Source organism: Streptomyces sp. MMCC 100 (assembly GCF_041538145.2).
Lineage (GTDB): Bacteria > Actinomycetota > Actinomycetes > Streptomycetales > Streptomycetaceae > Streptomyces.
Window position 1 is genome coordinate 7,612,924 of the sequence record NZ_JBGORK020000001.1, and the last position, 13,864, is coordinate 7,626,787.

At 75.4% G+C, this 13,864-nt stretch carries 12 protein-coding genes; 7 read left to right on the forward strand and 5 right to left on the reverse strand.

Going from position 1 to position 13,864, the window contains the following annotated elements; all coding sequences use genetic code 11:
* Positions 1-13 precede the first annotated feature (13 nt).
* Both ABS735_RS35290 and ABS735_RS35295 read right to left on the reverse strand, forming a co-directional pair.
* Entirely contained in the window at positions 14-3,157 is a 3,144-nt protein-coding gene (locus tag ABS735_RS35290; RefSeq protein WP_373904143.1) for a sacsin N-terminal ATP-binding-like domain-containing protein, read from the reverse strand.
* Positions 3,158-3,224: 67 nt separating this feature from the next.
* Complete coding sequence (locus tag ABS735_RS35295; protein WP_373904144.1) at positions 3,225-4,151, reverse strand: DUF3027 domain-containing protein; 927 nt, start codon at positions 4,149-4,151, stop codon at positions 3,225-3,227.
* 344 nt (positions 4,152-4,495) lie between these two features.
* On the opposite strand from ABS735_RS35295, the gene ABS735_RS35300 reads away from it, so the two are divergent.
* From ABS735_RS35300 to ABS735_RS35315, 4 genes are read left to right on the forward strand one after another with little or no spacing between them, the layout of a single operon-like run.
* The gene (locus ABS735_RS35300; RefSeq protein ID WP_373904145.1) at positions 4,496-5,887 is read left to right on the forward strand and encodes an MFS transporter; all 1,392 of its coding nucleotides are present in this window, start codon (positions 4,496-4,498) and stop codon (positions 5,885-5,887) included.
* Between the two features lie 58 nt (positions 5,888-5,945).
* Positions 5,946-6,455: a DUF2771 domain-containing protein gene (locus ABS735_RS35305; RefSeq protein WP_373904146.1), complete on the forward strand. Its 510-nt coding sequence runs from the start codon at positions 5,946-5,948 to the stop codon at positions 6,453-6,455.
* A 27-nt stretch (positions 6,456-6,482) separates the two neighbouring features.
* Positions 6,483-7,175, forward strand: a complete 693-nt coding sequence (locus ABS735_RS35310) for a futalosine hydrolase (protein WP_476755867.1) — start codon at positions 6,483-6,485, stop codon at positions 7,173-7,175.
* Complete coding sequence (locus ABS735_RS35315; protein WP_373904148.1) at positions 7,168-8,043, forward strand: 1,4-dihydroxy-6-naphtoate synthase; 876 nt, start codon at positions 7,168-7,170, stop codon at positions 8,041-8,043. The genes ABS735_RS35310 and ABS735_RS35315 overlap by 8 nt, the downstream gene beginning before the upstream one ends.
* 12 nt (positions 8,044-8,055) lie before the next feature.
* Here the strand turns inward: ABS735_RS35315 and ABS735_RS35320 are convergent, their stop codons facing one another.
* Positions 8,056-8,439: a cold-shock protein gene (locus ABS735_RS35320; protein ID WP_003974650.1), complete on the reverse strand. Its 384-nt coding sequence runs from the start codon at positions 8,437-8,439 to the stop codon at positions 8,056-8,058.
* A gap of 175 nt (positions 8,440-8,614) precedes the next feature.
* Between ABS735_RS35320 and ABS735_RS35325 the strand changes: the two genes are divergently transcribed.
* Entirely contained in the window at positions 8,615-8,893 is a 279-nt protein-coding gene (locus ABS735_RS35325; RefSeq protein WP_373904149.1) for a hypothetical protein, read from the forward strand.
* Here the strand turns inward: ABS735_RS35325 and ABS735_RS35330 are convergent.
* Both ABS735_RS35330 and ABS735_RS35335 read right to left on the reverse strand, forming a co-directional pair.
* The gene (locus ABS735_RS35330; protein WP_373904150.1) at positions 8,842-9,504 is read right to left on the reverse strand and encodes an HAD family hydrolase; all 663 of its coding nucleotides are present in this window, start codon (positions 9,502-9,504) and stop codon (positions 8,842-8,844) included. The genes ABS735_RS35325 and ABS735_RS35330 overlap by 52 nt on opposite strands.
* Before the next feature lie 34 nt (positions 9,505-9,538).
* Positions 9,539-10,537: a hypothetical protein gene (locus ABS735_RS35335; RefSeq protein ID WP_373904151.1), complete on the reverse strand. Its 999-nt coding sequence runs from the start codon at positions 10,535-10,537 to the stop codon at positions 9,539-9,541.
* Between the two features lie 140 nt (positions 10,538-10,677).
* On the opposite strand from ABS735_RS35335, the gene ABS735_RS35340 reads away from it, so the two are divergent.
* Positions 10,678-13,269 (forward strand): helicase-associated domain-containing protein, encoded by a 2,592-nt coding sequence (locus tag ABS735_RS35340; RefSeq protein ID WP_373904152.1) that lies wholly within the window; start codon positions 10,678-10,680, stop codon positions 13,267-13,269.
* Between the two features lie 404 nt (positions 13,270-13,673).
* Positions 13,674-13,838: a hypothetical protein gene (locus ABS735_RS35345; protein ID WP_373904153.1), complete on the forward strand. Its 165-nt coding sequence runs from the start codon at positions 13,674-13,676 to the stop codon at positions 13,836-13,838.
* Positions 13,839-13,864: the final 26 nt, after the last annotated feature.

A 13,864-nucleotide genomic window follows, 5' to 3' on the forward strand; every position in this document is an offset into this window, starting at 1 on the left:
ATCGGCGAAGCCCCTAGTCGAACCAGCGGTCCCTCGCCAGCTCCTCCGTGCGCGACTCGTCCTCCAGCAGCGCCGCCACCTCGAAGCGCCGCGGCCACTGCCCCGCCGCCCAGGCGAGGCCGGCCGCCACGCCCTCCAGCGTCGCCGCGTGCAGCGCCCCGTCGTCCGCCAGGCGCCAGTCGATCTCGACCCCGTCGACGACCAGTTCCTCGTGCTCCACGTACGACGCCGGGGTCCGCGCCCCGAGCAGCACCCGCACCGGCTCCGGTACGTCGTGCTCGGCGCCCTCGGAGTCCACGCGGCCGGTGACGGACTCGCTCAGGCGCCGCACCTGGAACAGTTCCGCCAGTTCGGCGGCGCGGGCCGGGCGGACCGGCAGCAGCGGCACGCCGGACGTGAAGGGCAGCAGGTCGGGCGAGTCGACCACGACGGCGTCGGCGGCGTCCACCACCGCCACCCGCCCGTCGATCACGGCCCGCACCTCGTCCGGCAGGGTCACCTGCTCCGGGTCCAGCTCGGCCAGCGCGCCGTACAGGGCGTGCAGTTGGGCGGCCGTGACCGGTCGGTCGGGGTCGGCGAGGCGGTCCAGGAGTTCGGCCGCGCCGCCGGGCTCGTCGAGGAGCGCGGCGACCGAGGTGCGCACGCCGAGAGCCCGCAGTACCTGCTCGTCCTCGAAGCCGGTCGCGTCGGCCTCGTCGTACAGGCCCCGCAGCAGCGGGTCACTGCCCGCCGCGCGCAGGCCGGCCGGGCGGCGTCCGCCGAGCACGGGGTGCCCGCGCAGCCACCACGCGGTGTACGGCCGTACGACCTCGTGCGTGCCGTCGTGCAGCAGGACGCGCACCGGCTGGACCAGTGCGTCCCGCAGCGGTGGCCGGGACAGGAGGGCGAGGGCCCGCGGCCACTGGTCGTCGTCCACGAGGTCGAGGTCGCGTACGGCGACGATCTCGGTGGCGACCGGCGGGACGGGGCTGTCGGGGAAGCGGTCCATGACGTCCTCGCTCCACACGTCCACGGCGTCGAGGAGGCCCGCGTCGTCGGGCTCGGCGAAGTCCCCCTCGCGGGGCTCCAGTTCGTCGGGGTCCAGGACGACGTCGGTGGCGCGGACGAGGGCGAAGGTGACGAGGACACCGCAGGCGGCCAGCGGCTCGGGGCCCCACTTCTCGGCGAGTTCGGCGTCCACGGCGGCGAGTTCGTCCTCGCGCATGACCTGCGCGAACGGGCCGCCGGGGAAGACGAGTTCGCCCGCCGGGGAGAGTTCGCCGTCCTCGTCGGGCAGGGCCAGGGCGCCCAGCCAGGGCTCGTCGCCGGGGTCGAGTCCGGCGTCGCGGACCAGGCCGAGGACGGTGTCGGCCAGTTCCTCGGCGTCGAGGGTGTCCTCCTCCCAGTTGGTGCCGCCCTCGTCGTCCAGGGAGGCGGCGACGGCGGCCCGGACCTGCGGGGTGGTGAGCACGGCGCGCGGGGTGGCCGGGAGGGCGCCGAGCTTCTCCAGGAGCGGGTGCGCGGCGTCGGGGTGGGCGACCTTGAGGCCGAGGCGGGTGAGGACCTCCGGGTCGAGGGAGGCGGCCTCCGGGGAGGGCAGCAGCACCTGCCGGGGCCCGATGGTCGTGCGGCCGTCGGCGAGCGGCACCGGCAGCCCGGAGAGCCGGTCGGGGTCGACGCCGGCGAGGCTGTCGTAGAGGCTGCGCCACCAGGCGGGGGCCTTCTCCAGGCCCGCCAGCCGGTCGATCGCGTCGGTCAGCGGCACCCGGGCCACGCCCAGCGTGCGCAGCTCGGCGCGGCGTTCGAGACCGGCGGGCAGCAGGGTCGGCAGCACCTCGGCCAGGACCCGCACGGTGTCGGCTCCCGCGCCCTCCACCACCTCGGCGTCGCGGGGCCGCAGGGACTCCGGAAGGTCGTCCTCCGTGTCCCGGCCCCCGGAGGGGACGGCGGGCGGCAGGAAGGAGGTGCGGGGCAGCCGGCCGAGGACGGCCTGCCGCAGCGCGCCGTCCAGTTCGCCCCGGCCCAGCGCGCCCGGCACCAGGTCGATGAGGCCGGCGCCGACCGGCCGCCAGTCGGCGAGCAGCCCGGCGTAGGCGTCGGCGGCCCGTTCCGTCAGGAAGTCGGTCAGCGGTCCCGGCGCGGTGTGCCGGCGGGTGGCGTCCAGCGGGAAGGACGCGATGAGCAGGGCGGGTACGCCGAGGGGCTCGTCGCTGGGGGTCGGTGCGTGCACGACGGGGCTGGTGCGGGGGCGGACGGGGGCGCCGTCGGCGTCCACGGGCACCGCCCAGGTCACGGACCAGTGGGGGCGCAGCCGCTCCTCCACCGGCCGGTCGGCCAGGAGGTCGGGGGTGAGGGGGCCGTGCGCGGCGGAGGTGCGCCAGCGGGTGACGCCTTCCCGGGAGTCCTCCACGACGGTCAGGGCGTCCTCGACACGGCGGGAGAGGGTGCGTACGTCGTCCCCGGCCTCGATCACGACCTCCTCCAGGCCGGGCAGGGCGAGGAGCAGGGCGTCGTCCACGGCCTGCAGGAGCCGTTCGGCGAGGTCGGCGGCGGCCGTGTCGCGCAGCGGCAGGATGACGGCCGTGTCGTAGGGGGCGGGGGCGCTGCCCTCGGCGGGGAACGGCAGCCGCAGCAGCGGGACGTGCCCGTCGCGCCGGCGGATCTCGTCCCCGAGGCCGGGGCTGTGCCGGGCGGTGTCGGCGGCCAGGTCGCGGGCCTCGGCCAGGGACCAGCGCACCCCGCCGTGCCGGCCGACGACGGCGGGCTCGTCGGTGACGGCCAGGACGGCGGCGAAACCGACCCCGAACCGGCCGACCGAGCCGTCCCCCGCGTCCCGCTTGGCGGAGGCGCGCAGCGTGGACAGCGACTCGACGCCGGTCGCGTCCAGCGGGGCGCCGGTGTTGGCGGCGACGAGGACGCCGTCGCGCAGGGTCAGCCGGAGCCGGCCGGGCACGCCGGCCCGCGCGGCGGCGTCGGCGGCGTTCTGCGCGAGCTCGACGACCAGCCGGTCGCGGTAGCCGCCGAGAACGAGGTCCTCCTCCGCGTTGGCGTCCTCACGGAACCGGGCCGGGCTCGTCGCCCAGGCGTCCAGCACCCCGCGCCGCAGACGTGCCGTACCGAACGGATCGGCACCCTCGGCGGCAGGCCGTACGAACATGCTCACGGTGACTCTCCTCATCGACGGACCACGAAGGTACCGCGAGGACGGACCCGCACCGCCGCGGGCGGACCAGGCCCGTCAGAGCCTACGAGTGCCCCAGCTCCGCCGACGCCTGGTCCTCGGTCACCGGCACCGACCCCGAGTCGGCGGCGGGCCGCAGCGGGAACGGATCCACCCGCGTCTCGTCGATCACCGGCGGAGCCACCCGCGGCGGCTTCGGCATGACGGCCGCCTCGGAGTGCCCGCCGCAGCCGTAGGCCAGCGACACCACGTGGCCGTCGGCCGGGGAGAACTCGTTGGCGCACACCCCGAAGGCCTGCCCGAGCGAGCCGCCGATGCGGGCGAGGAAGCCGCAGCTGACGCAGGAGGCGGGCGCCGCCTGGGCCATCGCGGTCTTCGGACCGTAGCCCTCCTCCCAGCGGTCGGCGGCGACGTGCAGGCCGTACCGGGAGAGCACCCGGGTGCGGCGCAGGCCCAGCTCCTCGGCGACGGCCGAGATCGTGCCGCGGGCCGGGACGGTCGACAGCTCGGCGGGCGGCCCGGCGGTCACCTCGGCGTCCTCGGCCTCGACCAGGTCGGCCATCTCGTGGGAGACGGCGGAGTTCGGCGGCGGCTCGTCCTCGCCGGTCCAGCCCGGCTCCAGGCGCAGGTCCTCCGCGTCGGTCGGCAGCAGGTCGCCGGGGCCCATGTCGCCGGGGCGCAGCCGCTCGCTCCACGGCACCCACTCGGGGGCCAGCAGCGCGTCGGGCCCGGGCAGCAGCACCGCCTCGTCCACCGTGACGATCTTCGCGCGGGAGGCGCGGGCCACCGTCACGGCCCAGCGCCAGCCCCGGTACCCCATCTCCTTGCAGGCGAAGAAGTGCGTGACGACCCGGTCGCCCTCCGACACCATGCCCTCGTGCTCGCCGACGACGCCGGGTGCGGCGGCCTCCTCGGCTGCGGCGCGGGCGAGGTCGACGGCCTCGGCGCACAGACGGTCAGGGGTGCGGCTTCGCGTTGTCGCTGCGCTCACAGGTATCGCTTCTCTCCATACGCCGTCTCACGAGTGCGCCGCTGCCTGCGAGGGGCGGACGGAGCGGACCTGTGGACCGCGTCGACGTCCGCGCCCGATCGCGCTCGGGCGCACCTACGTCATCCATTCTGCGGGATCGCCGTAAGGCGCGCGGCCGAGAACGTTCGCCACGGCGCGCTACGCACGCTACCTGTTCATGCGCGCTGGGCCTACACCGACGGGAGTTTCGGCGGGGTACGACCCGGCGTTCCCGGGTGGTGCCGGCGTCGGTGTCACTCGACTCGATCACCGCCATACGTGCCGTATCGACGCTACAGCCGCCGCCGACGGGGCACTATGACGGGGTGGCAGCCGCACGGACGGAGTTCAAGCGCGGGAGCCGTGGGCGCGGCCCCGGCTCCCGGTTCCGTGCGGTCGGCCGGGCGCTGCGCCTGCCGGTGACCGGTACCGCGCGCGGCATCCGCCGGGCGACGCACGCGCACGGCGCGGGCGAATCGGGCCTCGGCAAGCTGATCGAGCTGCACGGGGTGAACGGTGCCGGTGACGTGATGATCACCGTCGCGCTCGCCTCCACCGTCTTCTTCTCCGTCCCCACCGACGAGGCACGCGGGCGCGTCGCGCTGTACCTGGCCATCACCATGGCGCCGTTCACGCTCCTCGCGCCGGTGATCGGCCCGCTCCTGGACCGGCTGCCGCACGGCCGCCGCGCGGCGATGGCGTGTGCGATGGGCGCCCGGGCGCTGCTCGCGCTGGTGCTGTCGGGCGCGGTCGTGACCGGCGGCATCGAGTTGTACCCGGCCGCGCTGGGCGTGCTGGTCGCCTCGAAGGCGTACGGGGTGGTCAGGAGCGCGGTGGTGCCGCGGCTGCTGCCGCCCCGGGTCTCCCTGGTGAAGGCGAACTCGCGGGTCACGCTGTGCGGGCTGCTGGCCACCGGCGTGGCCGCGCCGATCGGTGCGGGGCTCCAGCAGGTGGGGCCGCGGTGGCCGCTGTACGGCGCCTTCCTGATCTTCGTGGCGGGCACCGTGCTGTCGTTCACGCTGCCGCGGAAGGTGGACTCGGCGCGCGGCGAGGACCGGGCGCTGCTCGCCGCGGACGAGGGGCACCTGCCGGGGCCGCTGCGGAAGCGGGGCAAGCGTCCGGGGCTGCGCACGGTGGGGCCCGCGGTGACGCACGCGCTGGCCGCCAACGCGGCCATCCGCTGTCTGACCGGCTTCCTGATCTTCTTCCTGGCGTTCCTGCTGCGGGTGCACCCGATGACCGGCCAGAGCGCGGCGGTGTCGCTGGGGACAGTGGGCGTCGCGGCCGGTGCGGGCAACGCGCTGGGCACGGCGGTCGGGGCGTGGCTGCGGTCGCGGGCGCCGGAGATCATCATCGTGACGGTGGTCGTGATCGTGCTGGGCGCGGCGGTGGTGGCCGCGGTGTTCTTCAGCGCCTTCCTGGTGGCGTGCCTGGCGGCGGTCGCCGGGTTCGCGCAGGCGCTGGCCAAGCTGTCGCTGGACGCGCTGATCCAGCGGGACGTGCCGGAACAGGTGCGCACCTCGGCGTTCGCACGCTCGGAGACACTGCTCCAGGTCTCCTGGGTGCTCGGCGGCGCGGTCGGCATCGTGCTGCCGCTCAACGGCACGCTGGGCCTGACGGTGGCCGCCGCGATCATCGCCGCCGGGTGGCTGACGACCGTACGGGGGCTGCTCGACTCGGCCCGGCACGGGGGAAGGACTCGGCCGAGGGTGGCGTGACCACGCCACGCCGTACCCAGGTGGGGAGCGGGACCGAGGCGCCGTATAGCCTTCCGCCATGACCACGTTGCCCCGCGGCACCGCCGCTCTCGGACACCGCGTTGTGCGACGCCGCCGCGCCGTCGCCGCTGTCGGCGCCGTGTCCGCCGGACTGCTCCTGCTGTCGGCCTGTGACGAGCCGACCCCGATCTCGACGATCACGGTCGGCAGTGACTCGGTCAGCTCCGAGGCCACCTGCGGCGGAGAGGGCAAGAACCTTTCCACCGACGAGATCAACAAGTGCCTGAAGGACAAGGACGCGAAGTCCATCACCGTCGACCAGGACGAGACCGTGCGGTTCGGCGTCGACCCGGACATCGCCGACAAGCACTGGACGATCCTGATGAACGGTCAGCAGCTCGTCGAGGACAGCGACAAGACCTACCGCACCGTGCCGGGCAGCGTGTTCTTCAACGCGCAGTACGGCGCCCAGGGCAACTCGACGAACGTCGCCGTCGCGGCCAGGGACGGCAAGGACGACAGCCAGAACATCACCGCTGTGTGGGTCTTCGAGCTGAAGAAGGACTGACCGCCCACGTCCTCCGTGCACCTCCTCGTGGCCACCGCGGTCCCCGCCGAACGGGACGCGGTGGCTCGGGCGTTCCCGGCGCCGGGCACGGAGGTGTCCCGTCCCGGGGCCGTCCTGCACCGGCTGCCGGACGGCTGGGACCTGCTGGCCGCCGGGGTCGGTCCGGCCCTCGCCGCCGCCTCCACGGCCGCCGCCCTGACCGCGGCCGCCCTTGAGGGCGCGCCCTACGACCTGGTCGTCTCGGCCGGCATCGGCGGCGGCTTCGTCCCGGACGCGCCCGTCGGCTCGCTCGTCGTCGCCGACGCGATCACCGCCGCCGACCTGGGCGCCGAGACCGGCGACGGCTTCCTGCCGGTCACCGACCTCGGCTTCGGCACCGTCACCCACTTCCCGCCCGCCGATCTCGTCGCCGCCGTCGCCGGCGCGACCGGCGCCCGCCCCGGCACCGTCCTGACCGGGTCCACCGTCACCGGCACCGCGGAACGCGCCGCACTCCTGCGCGAGCGCCACCCGGGCGCGCTGGCCGAGGCGATGGAGGGCTTCGGCGTCGCCGAGGCCGCCGCCGCGCACGGCGTGCCGGTGCTGGAACTGCGCGCGGTCTCCAACCCGGTCGGCCCGCGCGACCGCGCCGCCTGGCGCATCGGCGAGGCGCTCGCGGCACTGACGGACGCCTTCGGGAAGCTCACCCCCGCCCTCACGAGTTGGAACCGACATGAGTGACACGACTGATCCGGCCGGCACGACCGCCGAGCCCCTGCGCACCGCGTACTCCCCCTGCCCGAACGACACCTTCGTCTTCGACGCCCTGGCCCACGGCCGTGTCCCGGGCGCCCCCGTCCTCGACGTGACGTTCGCGGACATCGACATCACCAACGGCATGGCCGAGCGCGGCGAGTTCGACGTGCTGAAGGTGTCCTACGCCGTGCTGCCGTACGTCCTCGGCGACTACGCCCTGCTGCCCTGCGGGGGCGCGCTGGGCCGGGGCTGCGGGCCGCTGGTGCTGACCCGGGAGGCGGACGCGGACCTGCGCGGACGCACGGTGGCGGTGCCGAGCGAGACGTCGACGGCCTACCTGCTCTTCCGTCTGTGGGCGGCGGACACGGTGCCCGGAGGGGTCGGGGAGATCGTGGTCATGCCCTTCCACGAGATCATGCCGGCCGTGCGGGACGGGAAGGTCGACGCGGGGCTGGTGATCCACGAGGCGCGCTTCACGTACCAGAACTACGGGCTGCACAAGCTCGCCGACATGGGCGAGCACTGGGAGCGGACCACCGGGCTGCCGATCCCGCTCGGCGCGATCATCGCCAGGCGGTCGCTGGGCGCACGGACGCTGAACCGGCTCGCCGACGCGGTGCGCGGCTCGGTCCGCGCGGCCTGGGACGACCCGGAGGCCTCCCGGCCGTACGTCATGGAGCACGCGCAGGAGATGGACCCGGCCGTCGCCGACCAGCACATCGGGCTGTACGTCAACGAGTTCACCGCCGACCTCGGCGAGGACGGCTACGCGGCGATCCGGGGCCTCTTGACCCGCGCGGCGGCCGAGGGACTCGTACCGGCCCTCGGCCCGGACGCGCTGGCGTTCCCGTAACGGGACGGCGGGTCAGACGTCGAGCTGGTCGGCGACCGCGCGGAGCAGCCCGGCGATCTTCTTGCCCGCCGTCTTCTCGGGGTAGCGGCCGCGCTCCAGCATCGGCGTGATGTTCTCCAGGAGGGTCGTCAGGTCCTGCACGATGGAGGCCAGCTCGTCCGGCTTCTTGCGCTGCGCGGCCGCGACCGAGGGGGCCGGGTCGAGGAGGGCGAGCGACAGGGCCTGGTCCCCGCGCTGTCCGGCGACGACACCGAACTCGACGCGCTGTCCCGGCTTCAGGCTCTCGACTCCGGCGGGGAGGACCGAGGAATGGACGAAGACGTCACCGCCGTCGTCGCGGGAGAGAAAGCCGAAGCCCTTCTCGCTGTTGAACCACTTGACCTTGCCGGTAGGCACGTCTGTCCTCGTCCTCGTACTCGTCGGGAAAACTGCTCGGAAATATGCTCGAAAACGGCTCTTGATAGCACTTGGGCGGGTCGTCCGGACCCGCCGGTACCAAGGCTAATGGTCTTCAGGCCGGTGACAAGACGTCCCCCGGTCGTTCCCCAGGCCTGGGAACTACCCTGGTCGGGTGCGTGAACAAACCCAAGCGAATTCCGCCGCGCCCGGTGACGGGCTGATCCGCGCCGGTGCGATCGTCTTCTTCGTCGGCGCCGTGGCCACTCTGGTCACGGTGGCCCCGTTGCTGCTGGGCACGACGCCCTTTCCCACCTACATGTTCGGGCTGAGCATGCTGATGGGAGTGGGCTTCCTGGTCGCCGGTGCCGGGGTGCTGCGGTCGATCGCGGCCGGGCGGCGTCAGGCGCGCGCCGCGTCGAGCCCCTCGGTGTCGCCCTCGCCGTCCCGGTAGGCCGCGAGCCACTCCGGGAACTCGGTGAGGTCGGCGAGGACCACGTCCGCACCGGCCGCGCGCAGCTCCGCGGCGTCGCACGGCCCGCCGGCGACGGCCACCGAGCGGGCATCTGCGGCGCGGGCTCCGCGTACGTCGCCGACGTGGTCGCCGACGTAGACGTCCGCGTCGTGCTCGCGCAGCGCGACGGCCTTCTGCTCGGCCCACAGGCCGCCGATCACGGCGTCCGGCTCGATGCCGAGGTGCGCCAGGTGCAGCTTCGCGTTCGGCTCGTACTTGGCGGTGACGACGAGCGCCCGCCCGCCGGCCTCGCGCACGGCGGCGACGGCCTCGCGGGCGCCGGGCAGCGCGAGCGTGGGCTCGATCGCGTACGCCGGGTAGATCTCCCGGTACAGGTCGGCGACGGCCGGGATCTCCTCGGCGGGGAACCAGTGGGCCAGCTCCTCGGCCAGCGGCGGCCCGAGCCGGGTGACGGTCAGGTCGGCGTCGACGTACGTCCCCGTGCGCGCGCTCAGCTCCAGGTAGCAGGCGCGGATGCCGGGCCGTGAGTCGATCAGCGTCATGTCGAGATCGAAACCGACGGTGGGCGCGGGGCGGGTCGTGGAGGACATGGCCCCCATTGTGCCGGGCCCCCGGCGGCCCCGGTCAGCCGCGGGGGCGGCGGGCTCGCCACAGGAGGTAGAGGGCCGTGGCCACGGCGGCGGTGCGCAGGACCCAGGGCCAGGTTTCGGCGATCGCGTCGTTCATGTGGCCCTCGGCGACCGGGGCGCCCCAGCGGCCCTCGGTACGTCCCCACAGCCAGACGACGCCCGCGGCGGCGACCGTGCCGGGCAGACCCAGGACGGCCCACTTCGACTGGGCCGGGGTCAGCCGGCGGGAGAGGTAGGCGATCAGCCAGCCGAGGCCCAGGGGGACGAGACTGCCGAGCACGGCGCCGGCGACCAGCAGGGCCGCGGCGAGCAGCAGGAGGGGGTTGTTCCAGCCGCCCTCGGGCCACAGGCGGGGCAGGCGGCGGCCCTCCCGCTTCCCGGCGGTCCGGGCTGCCGGCTCCTCGGCCTCCTCCACGGGGGTCCTCACCCCGGTGGCGTCCCGCTTCCCCGCCGCGTCCTCCACGCTCGGCGGCTTCCTGAGCAGCTCCGGGATCTCGACGCCGCCGACGAACCCGGGGACGCTGTCGCCGAGGCCCGTACCGGCGAAGGGGCCGTCGTCGACCCGCCACCAGTCCGGCTGCCCGTCGCCGACGTCCCCCAGTTCCCGCGCGCTCGCCAGGTGCGGAGGGGAGGCGGCCGGAGGCTTGGCGGGCGCTTCGGGTGCGGGGCGCCGCCGGCCTTTGCGCCGCTCGGTGTCCCGGGGCTCGGGGTCCCGCTGCTCGGGCACGGCGGTGGGCGCCGGCGCCGCCTGCTGCCGTACGCCGCTCGTACCGCCCGCCGCGGTGACGATGTCGTCGGGGTCGCCGAGCCGGTCCAGGATGCGGCGGACGGCGGCGGGGCTGTCCACGGTGGTCTTCGCACGGTGCCGGTCGATCTCGTTGCGCAGCTCCGACACCAGCCGCATACGGGTGGCCGACGGCAGCTGCCGCTGCTGGGCCACGTCGCCGACGCGGCTCAGATACTCGAAGACGACCTGGTCGCTCTCGATCCCCACGTTCCCCTCCGGGGCGGTGCGTTGTGGTACTCCGGCGTACCCCGTCGGACGAAGGTACCGAATCCTCCCCGTCCGGCCGACGGCACCGCACCGCCGCACGCGCACCCCCGCCGTCCGGCCCACCCGCTAACGTGGACCGGATGAGCACCGAGGAGAAGTCCGCGGCCCCCCGGTCCCTCGCGGAGGCGCTCCGCGTCAGGGACGACGTCTCGCTGGCCGCCCTCCTGCGCAGCCGTCCCGACCTCATCACCCCCGTGCCGACCGACCTCACCCAGCTCGCCACCCGCGCCGGCACCCGCGCCTCGGTCGTGCGGGCGCTGGAGCGGCTGGACCGGTTCGCGCTGCAGACGGCCGAGGCGCTGGCCGTGGCGCCGGACCCGGCGTCGTACGGCGAACTGCTCGCCCTGATGGGCGGCGACGAGCAGGATCCGGCCGTCGCGGCCGCGCTGCCCCGGACCGCCGCGCTGCTGCGCGAACAGGCGCTGGTGTGGGGCGCCGACGACCGGCTGCGGCTGGTGCGCACCGCCCGTGAGCTGCTCGCGCCCTCCCCGCAGCATCCGTCCCCGACGGGGCTCGGTCCCACCGTGCGGGAGGCGACAGCGGGCATGTCGCCGGGCCGGATCCAGGAGATCCTCGCCGCCGTCGGCCTGCCCTCGACCCACGACTCCGTCTCGGCCGTGTCCGCGCTCGGCACCCTGTTCGCCGACCGGCGGCGGATGGCCGCGCTCCTCGCCGGGCTGCCCGAGGAGTCCCGGGAGGTGCTGGCCCGCCTGGTGTGGGGGCCGCCGTACGGCCAGGTCACCCACGATCCCGCGCCGCACCTGCGGGCGCTCCTCGACCGGGGCCTGCTGCTGCCGACCGCGCCCGGCACGGTCGTGCTGCCCCGCGAGGTCGCCCTGCACCTGCGCGCGGGCCGGGCGCACCGGGCGCCCGAGCCGGTGCCGCCGCCGGTGGAGGCGGCCGCCACGCACCGTCCACAGGTTGTGGACGCCACCGCTGCCGGGCAGGCCCTGGCGGCGCTGGCGACGGTCGACGAGCTGCTGAAGGAGTGGGACGAGGGCGGCCCGACGGTGCTGCGGGCCGGTGGCCTGAGCGTGCGCGACCTGAAGCGGACCGCGGTCGCCCTGGACGTGCCCGAGCCGGTCGCCGCGTTCTGGGTCGAGCTGGCCTACGGGGCCGGACTGATCGCCTCCGACGGTGAGGCCGACGAGCGGTACGCGGCGACCCCGGCCTACGACGAGTGGCGCGAGCTGCCGCCCGCCGAGCGCTGGGCACGGCTCGCGGGGACGTGGCTGACGGCCACCCGGACGCCTGGCGTGGTCGGCGGGCGGGACGCGAAGGACCGCACGCTCTCGGCGCTGGGCCCGAACCTGGACCGTTCGGCGGCGCCCGAGGTGCGGCACCGGGTGCTGGCCCTGCTGGCGGGGCTGCCCGAGGGCGCCTCGGCCACCGAGGAGTCGCTGCTGGCCCGGCTGCGCTGGGAGCGCCCCCTGCGCGGCCCGCAGAGAGAGCAACGGGACACGGGGGAAGCGCGGGACGACGACCTGCGCAGCCGGATCGCACGGTGGACGCTGTCCGAGGCCGAGCTGCTGGGCGTCACCGGGCGCGGCGCGCTGGCGGCACCGGGGCGGGCCCTGATCGGTGCCCCCGAGGCGCCCCGCCCGGTGACGGCCGAGGAGCCCGAGGGTCCGGGCGACAAACTCCCCGTCCACCACCACCGCACGCCCCCGGTGACCGCTCCCCCGACCCCCGCCGAACGGGCCGCGGCCACCGCGACCGCCGCCCGGCTGCTGGCACCGCTCTTCCCGGAGCCGCTGGACCACGTCCTGCTCCAGGCCGACCTGACGGCGGTGGCGCCGGGGCCGCTGGAGCGCGAGCTGGCCGACGTGCTGGGGGTGCTCGCGGACGTGGAGTCCAAGGGCGGGGCGACCGTCTACCGGTTCACGCCGGGTTCGGTACGCCGTGCGCTGGACGCCGGGCGGAGCGCCGCCGACCTGCACGCGTTCCTCGCCCGGCACTCACGCACGCCGGTGCCGCAGCCCCTGACGTACCTGATCGACGACGTGGCCCGGCGGCACGGGCGGCTGCGGGTGGGCGCGGCATCGGCGTACGTGCGCTGCGACGACGACGCGACGTTGGACGAGATCCTCGCCGACAAGCGGGCCTCCGGCCTCGGCCTGCGCCGTCTGGCGCCCACCGTGCTGGCCGCGCAGGCCGACCCGGCGGCGCTGCTTGAAGGGCTGCGTGCGCTGGGGTTCGCGCCGGCCGCCGAGTCCGCCGCGGGCGACGTGCTGATCGCCCGCGCGGACTCCCACCGCACCCCGCCGCGGGCGGCGCCGGAGCCGGTCCCGGACGGCCCGCCGGCCCCCGACGACACGCTCCTGGCGGCGGCGATCCGTGCCGTGCGCGCCGGTGACCTGGCCTCCACGGCTCCGCGCAAGCCGGGCTCCGGGGGCGGCGAGGGCGGCGGTGAGGACGGCGCGCCGGGCGGCACGCTGCCCCGCACGGGCGCCGCCGAGACGCTGGCCACGATGCAGGCGGCGGTCCTGACCGGCGAGGCGCTGTGGATCGGTTACGTGAACGCCGAGGGCGCAGCCAGCCAGCGCGTGATCGCGCCGATCCGGGTCGAGGGCGGTTTCGTCACGGCGTACGACCACACGGCGGACGAGGTGCGCACCTACCCGCTGCACCGGATCACGGGCGTGGCCGAGCTCGCCGACGACGCGGGCTGAACCGGCCCGAACACGGAACCCCACGCACGACGCACTTTCGGGTGTACGCGGCGGTTCATGCACGCCACGCCGGGTGATTCGCACCTGCGAGGGAGCTTTTTTCATATTCCGCATCGGGTCGGGGGCGGTCGGGCAGCCACCGGGTGCCCCGCAGACCGACCGAAAGGAAGAACACGATGCGTACTGCCGTTCGCCGAGTCGCCACCGTCCTGACCTCCACCGCGGCGCTGCTCGCGGCGTTCGCCGCCGAGGCCGCCGCGGTCGGCATCGACCTCGGTGGAGGCGTCACCCTCTGACCCGCCTCCCGTCCCCCGTCCACAACCTCATGGCGGGCCGGGTCCAGGTCCCCCGGCCCGGCCCGCCGTCCTCTCCCTGAGATCCCTGACCTCCCCGGAAGGCCTCCCGTGCGCGACAGCTCCGAAGACCCCTCCCGTTCCGCCGCCCGGTCCGCCGTCGCCGTCTCCGTCGCCGCTCTGATCACCGCCGTGGCGCTGTTCGGCGCCCTCGCCCCCAAGGCCGCCGCGCTGGAGGGGCCGCTCGTGAACAACATCAACGTCGCTCTCCGGTAGGCACCGCCCCGCGATCAGGCACACTT